General features: G+C 68.7%; 14 protein-coding genes. 8 read left to right on the plus strand and 6 right to left on the minus strand.

Features of this window, described 5'->3' with window-relative positions; genetic code table 11:
* Nucleotides 1-178: 178 nt before the first annotated feature.
* From ABZV93_RS17640 to ABZV93_RS17650, 3 genes are all read left to right on the plus strand, one after another.
* Nucleotides 179-2,038, plus strand: a complete 1,860-nt coding sequence (locus ABZV93_RS17640) for an ABC transporter ATP-binding protein (protein WP_354936844.1) — start codon at nucleotides 179-181, stop codon at nucleotides 2,036-2,038.
* Nucleotides 2,031-3,809, plus strand: coding sequence for an ABC transporter ATP-binding protein (locus ABZV93_RS17645; protein WP_354936847.1), 1,779 nt, complete (start codon nucleotides 2,031-2,033; stop codon nucleotides 3,807-3,809). The genes ABZV93_RS17640 and ABZV93_RS17645 overlap by 8 nt, the downstream gene beginning before the upstream one ends.
* Before the next feature lie 120 nt (nucleotides 3,810-3,929).
* Nucleotides 3,930-4,451, plus strand: coding sequence for a hypothetical protein (locus tag ABZV93_RS17650; protein ID WP_354936850.1), 522 nt, complete (start codon nucleotides 3,930-3,932; stop codon nucleotides 4,449-4,451).
* Nucleotides 4,452-4,545: 94 nt separating this feature from the next.
* Here the strand turns inward: ABZV93_RS17650 and ABZV93_RS17655 are convergent, their stop codons facing one another.
* Complete coding sequence (locus ABZV93_RS17655) at nucleotides 4,546-5,457, minus strand: phosphotransferase (protein ID WP_354936853.1); 912 nt, start codon at nucleotides 5,455-5,457, stop codon at nucleotides 4,546-4,548.
* The gene (locus ABZV93_RS17660; protein WP_354936856.1) at nucleotides 5,457-6,026 is read right to left on the minus strand and encodes a GNAT family protein; all 570 of its coding nucleotides are present in this window, start codon (nucleotides 6,024-6,026) and stop codon (nucleotides 5,457-5,459) included. The genes ABZV93_RS17655 and ABZV93_RS17660 overlap by 1 nt, the downstream gene beginning before the upstream one ends.
* Before the next feature lie 276 nt (nucleotides 6,027-6,302).
* Here ABZV93_RS17660 and ABZV93_RS17665 point away from each other — a divergent pair, with 276 nt between their 5' ends.
* Nucleotides 6,303-6,752 (plus strand): hypothetical protein, encoded by a 450-nt coding sequence (locus tag ABZV93_RS17665; RefSeq protein ID WP_354936859.1) that lies wholly within the window; start codon nucleotides 6,303-6,305, stop codon nucleotides 6,750-6,752.
* Nucleotides 6,753-6,927: 175 nt separating this feature from the next.
* Nucleotides 6,928-7,137 (plus strand): hypothetical protein, encoded by a 210-nt coding sequence (locus ABZV93_RS17670; RefSeq protein WP_354936862.1) that lies wholly within the window; start codon nucleotides 6,928-6,930, stop codon nucleotides 7,135-7,137.
* Nucleotides 7,138-7,415: 278 nt separating this feature from the next.
* Here ABZV93_RS17670 and ABZV93_RS17675 read toward each other — a convergent pair whose 3' ends face one another.
* Nucleotides 7,416-9,461: an ABC transporter substrate-binding protein gene (locus ABZV93_RS17675; RefSeq protein WP_354936865.1), complete on the minus strand. Its 2,046-nt coding sequence runs from the start codon at nucleotides 9,459-9,461 to the stop codon at nucleotides 7,416-7,418.
* A gap of 169 nt (nucleotides 9,462-9,630) precedes the next feature.
* Here ABZV93_RS17675 and ABZV93_RS17680 point away from each other — a divergent pair, with 169 nt between their 5' ends.
* The 3 genes from ABZV93_RS17680 (at nucleotide 9,631) to ABZV93_RS17690 (ending at nucleotide 13,651) form a co-directional block, all read left to right on the plus strand.
* Entirely contained in the window at nucleotides 9,631-10,296 is a 666-nt protein-coding gene (locus ABZV93_RS17680; RefSeq protein WP_354936868.1) for a GntR family transcriptional regulator, read from the plus strand.
* 75 nt (nucleotides 10,297-10,371) lie between these two features.
* The gene (locus tag ABZV93_RS17685; protein WP_354936871.1) at nucleotides 10,372-12,510 is read left to right on the plus strand and encodes a beta-galactosidase; all 2,139 of its coding nucleotides are present in this window, start codon (nucleotides 10,372-10,374) and stop codon (nucleotides 12,508-12,510) included.
* 100 nt (nucleotides 12,511-12,610) lie between these two features.
* Nucleotides 12,611-13,651: a Gfo/Idh/MocA family oxidoreductase gene (locus tag ABZV93_RS17690; protein WP_354936874.1), complete on the plus strand. Its 1,041-nt coding sequence runs from the start codon at nucleotides 12,611-12,613 to the stop codon at nucleotides 13,649-13,651.
* 69 nt (nucleotides 13,652-13,720) lie between these two features.
* On the opposite strand, the gene ABZV93_RS17695 is transcribed toward ABZV93_RS17690, so the two are convergent.
* From ABZV93_RS17695 to ABZV93_RS17705, 3 genes are read right to left on the minus strand one after another with little or no spacing between them, the layout of a single operon-like run.
* Entirely contained in the window at nucleotides 13,721-14,794 is a 1,074-nt protein-coding gene (locus ABZV93_RS17695; RefSeq protein WP_354936877.1) for an ABC transporter ATP-binding protein, read from the minus strand.
* The gene (locus ABZV93_RS17700; protein WP_354936880.1) at nucleotides 14,791-16,377 is read right to left on the minus strand and encodes an iron ABC transporter permease; all 1,587 of its coding nucleotides are present in this window, start codon (nucleotides 16,375-16,377) and stop codon (nucleotides 14,791-14,793) included. Before ABZV93_RS17700 ends, ABZV93_RS17695 begins: the two co-directional genes overlap by 4 nt.
* A complete protein-coding gene (locus ABZV93_RS17705; RefSeq protein ID WP_354936883.1) occupies nucleotides 16,378-17,412 on the minus strand; it encodes an iron ABC transporter substrate-binding protein in 1,035 nt (344 codons plus the stop codon). It abuts the gene before it with no gap.
* Nucleotides 17,413-17,422: the final 10 nt, after the last annotated feature.

Genomic DNA, 17,422 nt, shown 5'->3' on the forward strand with positions numbered 1-17,422 from the left:
CGCGATTTCGGTGTCACCGGGGAGAGGTGAAAGCCGTCATGACTCGGCGCGCAGCAGAGTGGCTGCGCCTTTCGCGGCAGTGTTAATTCCATCACGCGCGAAGGACTGAGAACAAGACTTGTTCTTGACGTCCCGTACGCCCAGACTGGCTCGGCGTCCAGGACGAGGTGGCGGGGGCATGCGAGCAACTCAACGGTGGATCGCACGACGACTGCACGCCTGGTCGGCTCTTCTGGGCCTGCTGTGGCGCGCGGACCGTACGGCCGCATCAGTGCTTGCCGGCCTGGCGGCCGCCGTGGGCCTCCTGCCGCTCGTCGTCATCCTGGCCACAGGTGCGCTGATCGACGCGGTGCCGGATGCCGTGGCCCACGGACTGGGATCGGCGGACGGCCGTAACGCCGCGCTGCTGACCTTCGTGGTGGTCGGCACGTTCGCGGCAAGCTCGGTGGCAGGCAAGGCGTCGGCGTACTTCCAGCGCGCGTTGGAGAGCAGCTTCGGCCTGACCGTCCACGAGACGGTCGCCCGGTCGGTCCTGTCGGGTCCGGGTCTGGCGTCCGTGGAGGATCCCCGCGTCGCCGACGACCTGGCGAGGCTGGAAGAAGCGGACAAGCGTGGTCTCTTCCACGCTGCCGTCAGCAGCCTGTTCGTCGTCGTGTCCAGTCGGGTGACGGGTCTGGCGGCGTTCGTCGTTCTGCTCAGGTTCCGCTGGTGGGCGCCGTTCGTGCTGGCAGCCGCATGGTGGCTCACCGGCTGGTCCTACACGAAGGTGAGCACGAACGGCGTCACGGTGGGCAGGAGCGCCGGCGGAGAACGTCTTCGGAGAGCGGAATACCTTCGTGGCCTTGCGGTCGACGCCCCGGCAGCGAAGGAAGTGCGGATCTTCGGGCTCGCGGAGTGGGTCGTCGGTCACTACGCCAGAACGCAGTCGGCCGTACTCGCAGAGATCTGGCACAGCCGGCGTGGCAACCGTTGGCTCACCGCGGCCGTGGTCGCGTCCATCGTGGCGTCCCACGCCGTCGTACTGGGTGTCCTCGGCTGGTCGGCGAGCAACGGCGAGGCGAGCGCGAGCGCTGTGGTCGTCTTCAGCCAGGCCGCACTGGCGACGTCGAGCCTGGGGATGCTGGGCGACGTGCCGTGGTGGCTCGCTCGTTCACTGGAGGTGGCCGCGCTGGTGGAAGGTGTTCGGGCCAGGCTCGAGCACACCTCCGGAGTCCACCAGAAGAAGGGGCCGAGTGAGTACGCGGAGGAGGAGTCGGCGCGGTCCGGAGCAATGAGCATCGATCTCCGCTCGGTGCGGTTCACCTACCCGGGCCGTGACCGGCCGGTGCTCGACGAGCTGAACCTTCAGGTTAACGCCGGGCAGTCGTTGGCGATCGTCGGGTCGAACGGTGCCGGGAAGTCGACGCTGATCAAGCTTCTGTGCGGGATGTACGAACCGGACGCGGGCCGCATCGTCCTCGACCGTTCCCTGGACCCGGTGTCGGCGCGGGGACGGGTCGGAGTGATCTTCCAGGACTTCGTCAAGTACGAGTTGACGCTGCGGGACAACGTGGCTTTCGGCAGTCGTCGCCCTCGTGGTGGCGATCGCGAACTCGAACGGTGTCTGAACGCGGCGGGCGGCGGCCAGTTGCTGGCCGACCTTCCCCGAGGCTGGGACACGGTCCTCGCCGGAGGTTACGAAGGCGGTGTGAACCTGTCCGGCGGACAGTGGCAGCGGGTTGCGCTGGCGCGGGCGCTGGTCTCGGTCCGTGCGGGTGCCGGGCTGCTGATCCTCGACGAACCCACCGCGAACCTCGACGTACGGGCCGAGACCGAACTCTTCGACCGGTTCCTCGAGCTCACCGCCGGCGTGACGACGATCCTGGTGTCCCACCGCCTGTCGAGCGTCAGGCACGCGGACCGGATCGTCGTTCTCCATGACGGCCGAGTTGCCGAGGCCGGCACCCACGAGGACCTGGTGGCCACCGGCGGGAGATACGCGCGGATGTACGCCCTGCAGGCGCAGCGGTTCACCTCGGAGGTGCACGGCGGTGCGTGACCAGTGGCGTGGGCTTCTCCTGTTGCTGGGGGTGGCTCTGAAGACCGATCGACAGCGCGTCCTCGGACTGGTGATCGAGCCGTTGGGGATGGTGGCCGCCCCTGTCGTGGCGTACTGCCTGAAGTTGCTGGTCGACGGCGTGGCCGGCTCCGACGGACGTCTCGTCCTTGCCGGAGTTTCGGGCATCGCGGTGATGCGCGGGCTGTGGTTCGTCGGCACGTGGACGGGCTCGTGGATCCGGGTACGGCTGATGGAGGAGGTCGGGTTCGCCCTGGACAAGGAGATCGCCACCCTGTCCGCGGCGCTTCCCGGGCTGGATCACCACGAGCGGGCCGATTTCCAGGACCGGCTCGAACTCCTGCGGCAGAGCCAGGGCCGGCTCGGATACTCCCTGAACTCACTGATCTGGACGGCGCACGCGGCCGTCTCCGGCGTCGTGGCGATCGTCGTCCTGGCAGTGGTGAGCCCCTGGGTGGTGGTCGTCGCGTTGTTCGCTCTGCCGGCCATACCGGTCGCGGCCCTGCGGCAACGCTGGTCCAAGCCGGCCGAGGAGGTCTCTGCCGCGCCCAGCCGTCTGGCGCGTCACCTCCGCGGGCTGCCGATGGACCGGAACGCCGGCATGGAGCTTCGGGTCTTCGGGCTGACCGAGGAGGTGGTGGACCGGTTCCGTACGGCATGGCTGGACGCCCGCCGTCCGTTGCTGCGGGTCGAGCGGCGGGCCGCGCTCCTCGGCATCGCCCAGGACGTGCTGTTCGCAGCGGCGCTCTGCGGTGCGGTGATCTTCGTTCTGTGGCGCGCCGGTCGTGGCGAAGCGACCGTGGGCGACGTCGTGATGGCGGTGTACCTGAGCCAGCGGATCCAGCGGCAGGTCGTCGCACCCATCCAGGCCATGTCGGGCGTTGCCGGCGACCTGCGCGCGGCCGGCCGGATGGTGTGGCTGCGGGAGTACGCGGCCGAGGCGACGCGCGGACCGAAGGACGGCCCGGTGCCTGACGCTCTCGTGGGTGGAGTCACCTTCGAGAACGTGTCGTTCCGCTACCCCGGCACCGACAGGTGGGTCGTACGCGACTTCTCCCTGCACATCCCGGCCGGCACGGTGGTTGCCGTGGTCGGTGAGAACGGTTCGGGCAAGACGACGCTGGTCAAGTTGCTGAGCCGGATGTACGAACCCACCCGTGGCCGCATCCTCGTCGACGGGACCGACCTGCGCACCATCGACCCGGCTGCCTGGCGGCTACGACTGTCCGCCGCGTGCCAGGACTTCGCCCGCCTCGAGCTCACCGCCCAGCACACGGTGGGTGTCGGCCGTCTACCCGTCCTTGACGACCGCGCCGCTGTGGGGCGAGCGCTGGAAAACGCCGGAGCCTCCGACGTGGTGGCCACCCTGCCGGGAGGGATCGACTCCCAGCTGGGCACCACCTGGGACGAGGGTGTGGACCTGTCGACCGGTCAGTGGCAGAAGTTCGCGCTGGCACGAGCGTTCATGAGAACGAAGCCACTTGTGCTCGTCCTCGACGAGCCGACCGCGAGCCTGGACGCCCAGACCGAGCACGACCTGTTCGCTCGCTACACGGCCGCGGGACAGGCAAGGACAGCTTGCGGTGCCGTGACCATCCTTGTCTCCCACCGCTTCTCGACCGTGCGCAGCGCCGATCTCATCGCTGTCGTCGACCGTGGCCGGCTCGCCGAGGTCGGCACCCACGACCAGTTGATGGCCTGGGCAGGCGTGTACGCCGACCTGTACACCCTGCAGGCACGTTCCTACACGTAGGTGCGCGGAGATCGCGGACACTCCTTGGGGCTTTGCTCACGGGGACCCCTGGCCGTGGAGGAGTGGCCAGGCATGGTGGAGAGTGGGTTGAAAGCTCCTGACACAGAAGGGAGTACGCCCATGAAGATCAACCGATCTTCGTTCGCCGGGATCCTCGCGTCGGGCGTGGCCGTGGTGGCACTCACGACCGGCGGCGTCGCGGCAGCCGGCAGCTCGACTGTGGCGGGCAATGCCACACAGGAGTCCCAGATCGCGCGGACAGCGCAGTCGCTACAGGTCGGGGCGCGCGACGACATGCACGGCATGGGTGGCATGCACGGCATGTTCGAACGCGTGCTGCACGGCGAGTTCGTGATGGCGAAGCCAGGTGGCGGTCACCAGACCGTGCTGATCCAGCGGGGCGCGGTGCAGAGCGTGAGCTCCAGCAAGATCACGTTGCGCAGCAGCGACGGCTTCCGCGGAAACTACACCGTCGGCGCCGACGCCATGGTCAGCGCCGGCCCGAACGGCATGGGCTCCATCAAGGACGGACAGCAGGTGGTCGTGGTCGCAACCGGTAGCACGCAGAATGCGACCGCGGTGCATGTGTTCGACGTCTCGCTGATGAAGTCCCATCACGGCAAGGAGCAGATGCCCCGCTGACCCCGATGTGAGCACCTCGCCTTCGCCCTCGTGCCGGCCGGCCCGAACCTGATCTTCCGACGTTGTCCTCCTTCGCTCATGGGCGGACTGGAAGTCATCCGAGCCGGGTGATGGCTGCCCGGATGACGGCCTCGACCTGACCGGCCGTGGAGTGGTGGTCCACCGGCGCGGACCGCGGGACCTGTTCGGAGGCGAACCCCAACCAGCTCGGGCCGAACGCGAGCAGCCCTCTGAGGTCGGCGCCGGGATCCACGCGTATGCCCGACTCGTGTTCGTACCAACGCAGGAAGTCCTCGGCGGCATCGGCGCCCAGCAACACGGCCAGCCCGAGCCTGCACAGCCCCACATCCGTCTCGCGGCGGCCGCTGCCCGCCATTGCCCAGTCGACGACGCCCGACAGTGCACGATCTCGCCACAGCATGTTCAACGGCTGGAAGTCACCGTGCACGAGGACCGGCGGGCAGGCCGATTCCTGGGCGGCAGCGACGGCCTCGTTCGCGGCCTTGGCCAGCCCAAGATCGGGGGTCCACCCATGGACTGTGCGCTCGTCGAACCCGTGCGGGTCCGTCGCCGCGAGCCTCTCTGCCGGGACACGGTGAACGAGGCTCAGGACGGTGGCAATCTGGCGTACGCCATCAGCGATGTCCGTCGGGCTGCGTGCCGGGTGACCAGGTAGAGCTGTCATCAGCAGCGCCGGTACGCCGGTCTGTGCACTCGAGCTGTCAGCCGCCAGGAGACGCGGGACCGGCAGGCCGTGGTCCGCCAGTGCCTGGAGCCCAGCCGCTTCACGGTCGACGAGTCCTGGGCCCCAGTCCTGCCACTGGTCGCCCGCCCATCGACGCAGTACGACATCGAACTCACGGCCGCCGGCGACCACGCTCAGCCTGTCCATGGCGGCGGTCAGCCCGCCCGTCAGTCTCGTAACCCGCACCACCTGTGCGTTCGTACCGACGGCAGCCTCGGCCCACCTCAGGATCTGCCCAGACGGGGGGTTGTAGCCGGACATCAGGAAGACTCGACGGAACCGAGGGAGTGGCGCGCGGCGTACTCCTCGATCGTCATGCCCATCAGCACGACGTCGTGGTACTCCCCGGCGAAGTACTGCCCCCTTCGGCGCCGGCCCTCCTCGACGAAGCCGAGCTTCTCGTGCAGCTTCAGCGAGGCCGTGTTGTAGGCGTAGATCTCGACGTCACACTTCTGAAAGCGCCGTTCGCCGAACATGTAGCGCAGCAGCAGGATGATCGTCTCGCCGGCGTAGCCACGCCGCTGAAAGTCAGTGCCGATCGCGATGCCGTAGGAGAAGACCCCGGAGTTCTTGTCGATCTTGTTCGTTCCGAACCAGCCGACCAGACGTCCCTCGGCGAGTGACTCGATGCCGGCGCCGAACTCGTCGTCCTTCGGGGTGCCGATGCCGGACTCGAGGTACGTGCGGTAGCCGGCCTTCGATCGCGGCGGGTGGAGGTGGTCGTTGTTGCGCATGAACGTGGAGTCCTGGTCGAACTCCATCAGCAGCAGGGACTCCTCGGGCTCGATGCCGCGCACCCGTACCCGTTCGCCCACCCAGATCGAGTCCACGTGCCGGACCGTAGCAGGGGTTCAGCCGCCGGGGCGACCTGAATTCAGGGGAGTCACCGTCGTGTGCCGAATGCGGCGCCTGGCCCACGCTGCGACGGGTGAACGAGGCAACGGAGACAGATCCACGGCTGCGGCTGTGGAAGGAACGTCTGGCGGCGCGGTCGGAGGAGGCCCTCGATGCCCTGAGCGCTGTGCCCGGAGTGGTCGGTCTCGTGCTCGGCGGCAGCTTCGGACGCGGACAGCACTGGCCGCTCAGCGACGCATGGACGACAGCCGGTGGCTGCACGGGCTGGAGGCTTCGACCCGGCTGTTGTCGGGCGCCGGATCCAGGCGTGGTTGGCCATCGCGCGGCAGCTGCTCGTCGACGCCGAACGCTGGGGGGAGCGGGCCGGCTCCTTCGGCAGGTACTGGACGCACTTCGAGGCCAGGGCTGATCGACACGGCGGCGCCGCGTTCGCCGAACGGCTCCTCATCGCGGCAAGCGCGAAGCCACACCCGGCTGCAGGCGTCCCCGAGTGGCTCGCGGACCGCATCGCGCTGTCGTACCAGGCTCGGCTGCTCGTAGGGGAAAGTGTCACGCCGGAGCAGAACGCCCGCGACAACCTGCTGGCCTATCCGGGGATGTATCGCGCGCGGTTCCCGACCTCGGCGTACGCCTGGATGGCACCGCAAGCCGACGTTGACGTACGCGCCGCGATCTCCACTCTTCAGACCATGATCGGCTAGCCCGGCACGCGCGCTCGATCCGATGGTGATGCGGCGCTACTGGGCGTGCTGCGCACTCCATCGGTTGCACTGGACCATCACCTTCGACGACGCGGAGCGGGAGGGATTCGACCGGTCGTGCGTTGATCGGGGCGCTGAACGCCGTAGTCTGCGAGCTGTGGGCCCAAGTGGTGATGTGCGTGCTCAGCTCCGACGGCTGTATGTGCTCGCCGCGGGGCAGGTGGCGGTCGCGGGAGTCGCGGTCACGTTGCAGCTGATCGACCCGGAGTGGTGGTGGCTGGCGGTGACCACGGTGTCGCTGCTCATAGCCGCATGGACGGTCCATTCGGTGCTGGTGTTGCGTCGGATGGTGCGTCCTGACGAGGGTGACGACACGAGCCGTTAGCGGCGCCGGTCGAAAAGTCACGCCGGGGACGGTCTTGTGAACGTCACGGCGTAACCGTCGATGGTGAGGGCGGCACTGAGCACGACTCACGACACTAGCCGGATGTGCCGGAGCGGTGCGCGACGGCGAGCCGGAGCCCGCCGACGCCCGGAACACGCTCGACCAGATCTTCGCCGAGTACCAGCAGCCGAGCTGACGCTTGCGCCGGGTGCCCCATCCCAAGGAGGCGCGGAGCGTTCCGTGACTCCCTTGGCCCTGCGGCCCCTGGGGCCCCTGCGTCAGCGCGGCCTCGTGGTGAAGAACTGCTCGGGATTGGACGGCGCCGGGTTCGGATAGATGTAGGAGTTCGGCATCGACGCAGGAACGTTGTGGAAGTCGTTCCGTACGATGCCGTAGCCGTCGACGGGAACGCTCACGCCCAGGACGTAGAACTGCTCGGCGGCGATCTGCAGGATCTCGTCCATGAGTTGCTTGCGACGATCGGGTGCGACCGTGAGGGTCAGTTGGTCGTACAACTTCATCTGTCGCCGAACCTGCTCCGGCGGTGTCTCCAGCGGTCCGCTCGGCTCCTCCCCGGGCAGCCGGCGATACCAGGCCGCCCAGGCCGAGGCATACACGGAGTTTCCGTCGAACGGGAAGTAGTAGCGCGGATCCAGGATCACGGCCTCGCTGACGCCGCCGCCGAACCGGTGGATCGTGGCGTCGAAGTCGGCGTTGGTACGTACGCGCTCCTCCCACAGCGACCGGTCCATGGCGGTGACGTGGACCTCGACACCGACGGCCTTCCAGTGCGCCTGGATGAGCTGAGCCATGTCGACGAAGATGGGGCGCCCGTTGTCCAGGTCGATCCCGATCGTGACCCGCTTGCCGTCCGGACCGAGCCGGAAGCCTGCTCGGTCCCGTCGGGTGAGGCCCGCCCGGTCGAGGTGGTCGTTGGCCTTCGCGACGTCGTGGTCGAGGTACTGCGTCGCCAGCTTTTCGTTGTAGTACTCCGAGCCCGGCAGCGGGGCCACCTGATACGGCTTGCCCTGCCGCAGCAGCACGATGTCGATGATCTCCTGACGATTCAGGGCGTACGACAGGCCGATGCGGAAGTCCTTGTTGCCGAAGACCTTCCGCTTGGCCGGGTCCTTGTGGGTCAGGTTGAGCTGGATGGCTCCGACGTTCGGCTCAACCGGGGTCGTGGTGTAGAAGCGGTAGTTGCCCTTCTCCCGTCCTCTGGCGAGGACGGGCTTGTTCTCCGGAACGGCGAAGAACTGGTCCTCCATGTCGATCTCGCCGTTGACCGCGATGAGGGTCAACGTGTCGGTGCTGTCCCCCTCGAGGAAGCGGTACTCCAGCCGGTCGAGGTAGGGAAGTTGCCGGCCGTCGGGGTCGACCTTCCAGTAGTAGGGGTTGCGCTCGGCGATCGCGCGGCCCGAGGCGCCACCTGGAACCTTGGTGAAGATCCACGGGTGCAACAACGGCTGGTTGGCGACGGCGTAGCGCACGCTGTCGTCGTCGATCCCGCCCATGCTCTGGAAGAGATGCACCCAGTCCGGAGCGCCATGTTTCCTGGCGAGCTCGTTGACGTTGTCGTTGTACTTCTTGTGGAACCTGCTCAGGTAGTGCCTGGCGTACCTCACCGGGGCGTCCGCACCGGGCTGGGCGAGCTTCTGCAGGAACAGCCCGTGTGGCTTGGGAAACCGGAACGTCACCGTGTGCTGGTCGACCTTCACCACCTTGCCGATCTGGTTCTCGATCAGCATCCACGACGGTGGGACAGGAGTCAGTTCCTTGTCGAGGATCACGTCCTCGTACCAGAACATCACGTCGTCGGCGGTGAACGGCTTCCCGTCGGACCAGCGCATCCCGGAACGAAGTTTGAAGGTGTACGAGCGGCCACCGTCGCCGACCTCGAAGGACTCGGCCACGTTGGGGACCGGTGTCGCCTTCCAGTCGTGGGTCCAGCGAACCAGACCCTCGTACCCCTGGAAGCGGGTCAGCTGGGAGAAGGAGCCGGAGCCGCCGGTCACGCCCATCCGCCAGGATCCACCGTAGGTGCCGGCCTTCTCGACCGGCTTCACCACCATCGGCGTGCTCGGCAGGCGTTCCGCGACGGGCGGCAGGTCGCCGCTCTTCACCCTGGCGGCAAGCATGGGAGCTTCCTTGCCGCCTCGCGCACCCGGGCCATCGTTGCCACCGCCCTTCTGGTTGGGCTTGGTGGACAGCGCCTCGCAGGCCGTGGTGGACGTCCAGGTGAGCAGGCCCAACGCTCCGGCGCCGACGAAACGGCGCCGACTGACGAGGGAGAGGGGACTGCCACTGTTCGGTTTGTCGCTCACGTCGTGGCTCCTGACTCTCCGACAGCGCGAAAACCCAAGATCGATTCGGAACGTACTGCGCGTACGTTTGTCAGTCAATTTGTCATGTCTGGCAATCTGCGGACATCGTCGACCCGTAGCGGCGATCCTTCTGCGACCATGGATCGGCGCGCACAAGCGGGAGGAACGTATGCGAGAGACGCTGCGAACCGTGTCGATGGTCGACGCTGTGTGCGACGCCCTACGCGAACGCATCCTCGGCGGACAGCTGGATCCTGAGGAAGTCATCTACGAGCAGGCGACCGCCGACCTCTACGGCGTCTCGCGACCGACTGCGAAGGCGGCCATCGACCGACTGGTGAGCAGCGGTCTGCTCCGCCGGTCCGCCAACAAGTCGGCGCGGGTACCCAGGCTCACCGAGGACGACGTCCACGACCTCTACCTGAGCCGCCTGATGATCGAGGGCCAGGCGGTCGCCCACCTGGCCGAACGCCGGCTGGACCCGGCACCGGCGAAGAAGGCGCTGGCGGAGTTCGACCTGGCCGTGAAGGAAGGGTCGGTTCAGGGGATAGTGCGCTCCGACATCGCCTTCCACTACGCCTTCGTCGAACGGCTCGGCAGCCCACGGGTGCTCAGGATGTACGACTCGATCATCGGCGAGGCGCACCTGTGCATGGTGGTGAAGCAGACCCGCCACCTGATCAATCCCAAGGGCATAGCAAAGGAGCACCGCGAGATCTACCGCGCGGTCGTGGAAGGTGAAGCCGGGACAGCGCAGACGAAGCTGGCGCAACACCTGAACCGTTCGGAGAACGTGATCCGCTCCTACTTCCGGGAGACCGACTCCTCGAGGTGATCCATTCGTCAGCGCCGTGGAGGGTCCGGGGGCCGTGTGGAGTCACGGCCCCAGAACTCAGCGGTGCGGAGAGAGGTGAGCGCGTTGCCATCCAGGACACTTCCGCCCTTTCCCTACGGGGCCGTCTACTTCCGCAAGACCAACCCTCCCCGTGAGGACTGGGACCGCGACTACAAGACCGCGGCCGATGACGGGCACAACGCCTTCCGGCACTGGTTCTTGTGGTCCGCGGTCGAGGTGGCGCCGGGGGAGTTCGACTGGTCCGACTACGACCGTCAACTCGATCTTGCCGCCGACAACGGCATTCGGACGATCATCGCCGAGATGATGACGTCCGCGCCGGAGTGGGCGTTCCGGACCCTGGCCCACGCGAGGTACGAGCGCCGCGACGGGACTCCCGTGCGGTCCTCGATCAGCCCGAGCTGTGCCGTCGGTGGGTTCCCCGGACTCTGTCTGGACAACGCCGACGCGCGCGAGCGGGCCGGTGCGTTCCTCACCGCCCTGGTGGCGCGCTACCGCGAACATCCCGGCCTCGGCGGCTACGACATCTGGAACGAGTGCGGGTACGCGGAGGACACCTGCTACTGCCCGGCGACCGCGGCGGCGTTCCGTTCGTGGCTACGGGAGCGCTACAGCGACCTTCGAACGATCGGCCAGGCGTGGGGGCGCTACAGCTACGCCGAGTGGGACGAAATCGAACCGCCGCGGACGGTCGAGCCGTACGCGGACGTGCTGGACTGGCTGACATTCCGGCAGGACAACGCCTACCGGCTGATGCGGTGGCGCGCCGACCTGATCCGCGAACTCGACCGGGACCATCCGATCACTGCCCACGGCATCGCCGGCAGCCTCACCCTCGCCGCGCCGCGCGGAACCGACGACTGGAGAGCCGCCGCGGAGGTCGACTCCTACGGACTCACGTGGGGATCGAGCCGGCACGGAGACGAGCCGTGGAAGCAGTTGCATGCCATGGATCTCGTACGTTCGGCCGGCCGGGGCAAGCCGTTCTGGCACGCGGAGGCGTACGCGGGTCCGCTCTGGATGCAGCCGCAGGTGGTGGGCAAGCCTCGTGACGAGGGCCGGATCGCGTCGGTGGAGGACATCCGCTACTGGAACCTCGCCAGCTTCGCCGCCGGCGCCTCGGGGCTCTTCTACCTGCGCTGGCGGCCCCTGCTCGACGGCCCGTTGTTCGGCGCGTTCGGGGCGTACGGCATGGACGGCTCGCGCACGCCGCGCTCCGACACGGTGTCCGAGCTGGCCCGCTGGGCCACGGCGCCCGAGCAGGAGGAGCTCTGGCGTTCGCGGCCGGTGCCTGCCGACGTGGGCATCGTCTACAGTCCGGAGACGCAGATCTTCACCTACGCCCAGCAGCGCAGTACCGACTTCTACGCTCGCGCCGTCCAGGGTGCCTACCAGGGCTTCTTCGCCAACAACATCCAGGCTTCCTTCGTCCACATCGACGACGTTGCTCCGGCTGCCGGCGACGGCGGCGACCCTGCGGGCGGGCCGCGACTGCTCTACCTGCCCTACCCCGTCCAGCTGAGCCGGCAGGCGAGCGAACGCATGATCGCCTGGGTGGAGGCAGGTGGTGTTCTCGTGGCCGAAGGCTGCCCGGGCTACTTCGCCGACCACGGGCGGGTGGGGACGTCGCAGCCGGGCAACGGGCTGGACAAGCTGTTCGGAGCTCAGGAGAGCTACGTCGAGTTCACTCCCGATCTGCTGGACGACCTGAGCTTCTCCGTCGACGGCTCGACGGTGCACGGCGGAATCTTCCAGCAGGCGTACGAACCCACCACCGGGACGCCCGTCGGATGGTACGCCGACGGTCGTGTCGCGGCGGTGGACCACCGGCTCGGCGCCGGGCGTACTCGCCTGATCGGCACGTTCCCCGGTGTGGGCTACGGGCTTCACCATGACCAGGGAACGCGGAGCTACTTCGCCCGCCTGTTGGAATGGGCAGGCATCCGCCAGACCGTACGGGTCAGTGATCCGCGGGTGATCGCACGGATGCACGACGGCGACGGTGGCCGTCACCTCTGGCTGCTCAATCCCAGCCGCGAGCCGGTCCGGGTCTCCGCGACCCTGGCACCGCAGTCACCCGCGGCGAGCGGGCTCCGGGTGCGCTGGGGTGACCCGGCCCAGGTCCTGCTCGTGGACGGACGATCGGTCGACGCCACGATCGGTGCCCGCGACGCCGTCCTCTGTGAGCTGTAGCCAGCGCGCGACCAGGCCCGCCTCGCGCTGCTCGTGGCGGGCCCGGCAACCGCCACCGGCCCCTGGACCTCTTCCATGCCCTCGCTGCTACCGTCCGGGCATGGCTGATTCGCCGATCAGGGTTGGTTTCGTCGGTGCCGGTGCCAACACCCGCCTCCGTCACATCCCAGGATTTCAGGCGCTGCCGGGAGTCGAACTTGTCGCGGTGGCCAACCGGACCCGCGAGTCCGGTGCCAGGATCGCCGACGACTACGGCATCCAGCGCGTGGAGGACAACTGGCGTCACCTCGTCGAGGCGCCCGACATCGATGCGGTCTGCGTCGGCACCTGGCCGAACATGCACCGTGACGTCACGGTCGCGGCGCTCGAGGCCGGCAAGCACGTGCTGTGCGAGGCACGGATGGCGAGGAACGCCGACGAGGGTCGCGAGATGCTGGCCGCCTCGCGGAAGGCGCCGCACCTCGTCGCCCAGGTGGTGCCGTCGCCGTTCACCTTGGAGTACGACTCCACGCTGGCAGCGATGGTGCGTGGCGGCCGGCTGGGCGACATCCTGGCCGTCGAGGTCCACGTGGGACAGTCCTTCGTCGACAAGACGGCGCCCCTGCACTGGCGCCAGGATGCCGATGTCAGTGGCAACAACATCCTGACCATGGGCATCTGGTACGAGGCGATGATGCGGTGGCTCGGCACCGCCAGGCGCGTCACGGCGATGGCCACGACCGTCGTTCCCCGACGCAGGGACGACGACGGGAACTGGCACGAGGTCAAGGTCCCTGACCACGTCGACATCCTCGCGACGCTGGGCGGCGGCGGGATCGCTCATCTGCGTTTCAGCAGCGTGACCGGACTCGCCCCGCAGACCGAACTGTGGATCTTCGGATCCGAGGGCACCCTGCGCTTCGAGCCGGACGCCGGACGGCTTACGGCGGGCGGGCGGGGCGACCAGGAGTTGAGCGAGGTCGCGGTGCCGGCCGAGGAGCGTGTCGGGTGGCGGGTGGAGGAGGAGTTCGTCAACGCCATCCGCGGCCGCGAGGAGGTCACGCGTACGACCTTCGAGGACGGTGTTCGCTACATGGAGTTCACCGACGCGGTCAGCCGAAGCGCGGTGACGGGCCAGACCGTCGACGTCGCCGAACTCTGACAGCGGCAGACGACCGTGGCAGCCGCCAGGCGGTCGCGACCGTCGAACCGGCCGGTCCTACGGGCCCGATCACGAGGGGCGGGCTCCGTCGAGGGTGACGACGTGCGGCGCGCCGACCACCCTCACCGAGACCCGCGACCCGACCGGCGGCGCCTCGTCACCCAGTACGCGTGCCCACACCTCGGCGGAGTCCCCGCGAGGGTCGTCCAGGCACAGCTCGACGAGGGCGTCGTGGCCGTAGAACACCGTACGAGTCACCACAGCCACGCACGCATCGGTCGCCGTCGGGCCGGCAGGGTCGCCGAGGCGTAGCTGTTCTGGGCGGACGAGCACCTCGCACGCGCCAGAGCCCTGCACGCCGGGCACCGGCAACTCTCCAAGGGCACAGGTCACGATGCCGTTGTCCACATCGCCGGCCAGGAAGCAGGCTTCGCCGAGCGACACCGCCGAGCGGCGGTCGGACGGCGACCGGTAGACGTCGGCGGGCGGACCGACCTGTGTCAGCCGACCGTCGTGCATGATCGCCACCTGGTCGGCGAACGACAGCGCCTCTGCCCGGTCGTGCGTCACGAGCACGACGGTGGCCCGCTCGTGTGCGAGCGCCGAGGCGACCGCCTCACGGGTTGCCACCCGGAGTTCGGGGTCGAGGGCCGAGAACGGCTCGTCGAGTAGGACGATCCGCGGCCGACGCGCGAGGGCCCGGGCGAGTGCGACGCGCTGCTGTTGGCCCCCGGACAGCTGGTCCGGGCGCCGGTGCGCGAGGTCGCCCGACAGGCCGACGAGCTCGAGCAGATCACCCACACCTGCTCTGGTACGGCGCTCCCGGCGCGGCAGGCCGTAGGAGATGTTGGCGGCGACGTCGAGGTGCGGAAAGAGGTTGCCCTCCTGTGCGACGTAGCCGAAGCCGCGCTTCTCCGGCGCCACCCACGCACCGGGGCCGGCCACGACTTCGTTCCCGACCCGCACCTCGCCGGCGTCTGGACGCATGAAGCCGGCTACGACGCGCAGCAGGGTCGTCTTGCCGCACCCGGAGGGCCCGAGCACCGCCGTCGTGGTGCCGGCTTGGACCTCGAGGTCGATGCCGTGGAGTACGGGGGTCCCGGAGTGCGACGCGGTGATTCCGGAGAGCTGGAGAGTCCTCACGTGCGGGATTCCTCGTTCCTACCGTGGAGCAGCAAGTAGGTCAGCGGTGCGGAGAGCACGACGAGCGCTGCGGCGTACGGCGCGGCGGCAGCGTAGTCGAGCGAGGCGCTCGCGTGCCAGAAGGCCGTCGCCAGGGTGCGGGTGCCGGTGGGGGCGAGCAGAAGTGTCGCCGTCAGCTCGGTGGTGACGGCGATGAACACCAGCGCGAACCCCGCCATGGTGCCACGGAACATGAGCGGCAACTGCACGCGCCAGAACGCGCGGACGGGGCTGTCGCCGAGCGTGCGGGCGGCGTCGGCGAGCTCGGGCGGCACCGCCGCGATGGCGGCGCGCGTGGCGACCATGGCGCGGGGGAGGAAGAGAATCGCGTACGCGATCACGAGGACCGTGGTGGTCTGGTAGAGCGGGCGTACGAAACCGATCGTCAGCGTGATGAGCGCGAGCGCCACGACGACACCCGGAAGCGACGCCGCGACGTAGGTGACGCGCTCGACGGCCACCGCGAACCACGACCGGCTCCGGGCGATGAGCCACGCGGCCGGGACCGTCGCCACCGTCGTGACGGCCGCGGCGACGAGGCCCAGGCTCAGGGTCGACCACAGCGTGGGGCCGAGGTTGGCCGGCTCGGTCGCCTGGTCGGCCCGGGAGAGCCACGTGCCGAGGCTCCAGGCCGGGACCCCGAGGGCGAGAGCGGTGAGGACGGTCAGCCCGAGGAGGGCGAACGGCGTGGCCCGGCCGAGCCGTCCCCGCGTGGCCCGGCGGACCGTCCCCGAGCCGACGCGCGCGTGTCGCACCCGGCCCCGGGCGAGCAGTTCCAGCGTGAGGACCGTTCCCGCGATGCCCATCAGGACGACGGCGAGGACGCTGCCCGATCGGCTGTCGAAGGCCACCTCGAACTGGTCGAGGATCGCTGTCGTGAACGTGGGGAACCGAAGCATCTCGAGGGCGCCGTACTCCGCGAGGAGGTGGAGGGCGACGAGCAGCACACCACCGAGCAGGGCAGGGCGGACCTGTGCGAGCCCGACGCGCGCGAAGGTACGCCACGGACCGTGCCCGAGGGCCCGCGCGGCGTCCTCGAGGCCCTGGTCGAGGGTACGCAGGAGCGCTGCGACAGGTAGGAACACGAACGGGAAGTACGACAGGGAGGTCACGATGACTGCACCGGCGAGGCCCTCGAACCCCGGCACGAGCGCGGACCAGGCGAAGCTGTTGACGAAGGAGGGCACGGCGAGTGGCGCCACGAGTGCGATGCGCCAGAAACTCGTGCCCGGCAGCGACGTGCGCTCGATGAGCCACGCGGAACCGACCCCGAGCACGATCGAGATGACACAGGTCAGCACGAGCAGCGACACCGTGTTGACGAGGAGTTCGGCGATCCTTGGGCGCCAGACGAGCGCGAACGCGTCCCCCGGCCCGGACTCGAACGCCTTGAGTACGACGACGACGAGCGGCAGCGCGCACACGAGCGCGACGACGAGCGCGGCCGCGCGGAGCGGCAGCGAGTCGCCGGCGGCCCGACGCCCGGTCCGGGCCGGGGGCGGTCCGCCGGACGGCGGTGCGGAGCGCGTCTGCGTGGTCGTCACCTAGAGGATCCCGGCCTTCGTCATGAGGTCGATGACCCTGGGCCCGTTGAGCTTGAACGGGTCGACCTTCGGCGCCTGGAGCGAGTCGAGCGGCGGGAGCTTCGGGTCGGACGGGGCGCCCTTGCCGACGGCGTACTCCTTGGAGTCCGTCGTTCCGAGCGCCTTCTGGCCTTCCTTGCTGGTGATGAACGCGAGGAACTTCTGCGCGTCGGCCGCGTGCTTGCTGCTCTTGAGGACGGCACCACCGGAGAGGCTGACGAAAGCGCCCGGGTCCTCGTTCCTGAAATAGTGCAGCCTGGTGTTGCCGCTGCTCGCCTTGTCAAGGGCCTGGTCTCGGTACCAGTAGTAGTGGTAGATGACGCCCATCGCTGACTGGCCGGCGTTGACAGCCTTCATCGTCGCGATGTTGTTCTGGTAGATCTTCGCGCCCGACTTCAGACCGCGGAGCCACTCGGAGGTCCTGGCCTCTCCCTCGGTGGCGAGCATGGCGGAGACGATCGCCTGGAAGTCGGCGCCGCCCGCGGCCGCTCCCCACTTACCGGCGTACTCCGGCTTGGCGAGGTCCATCAGGGACTTCGGCAGCTGCGCCTGCGAGATCTTGCTCGGGTTGTAGACGAGAACAGTGGAGCGGGCCGCGATGCCGACCCAGTTCTTCGAGGACGGGTGGTACCGGTCGCCGACCTGGGCCAGGGTGGCGGCGTCGACGGGTGCGAGCAGGCCGGCGTTCTGGAGCGTCGTAATCGCGGGGGAGTTCTCGGTGAGGAAGACGTCGGCCGGCGAGCCGGATCCCTCCTGGACGATCTGTGCGCCCATCGAAGAGTCGTCGCCGTAGCGGATCTGGACCTGGATCCCGGTCTTGTCCTGGAACTCCCGCCCCCACTCCTCGGTGAGGTTCTCGTGCTGGGCGCTGTAGATCGTCAACTTCGACTTGTCGAGCTCTCCGGTGGCTTCGAGGCTCCTGCTGCATGCCGACAGGCCGAGGGTGGTCGCGGCCGCCACGACAGCGGCGAGGATCATGGTGCGTCGGCGCGTCACGAGGAAACTC

It is taken from the genome of Actinopolymorpha sp. NPDC004070, assembly GCF_040610475.1.
In the GTDB taxonomy this organism is placed as follows: domain Bacteria; phylum Actinomycetota; class Actinomycetes; order Propionibacteriales; family Actinopolymorphaceae; genus Actinopolymorpha.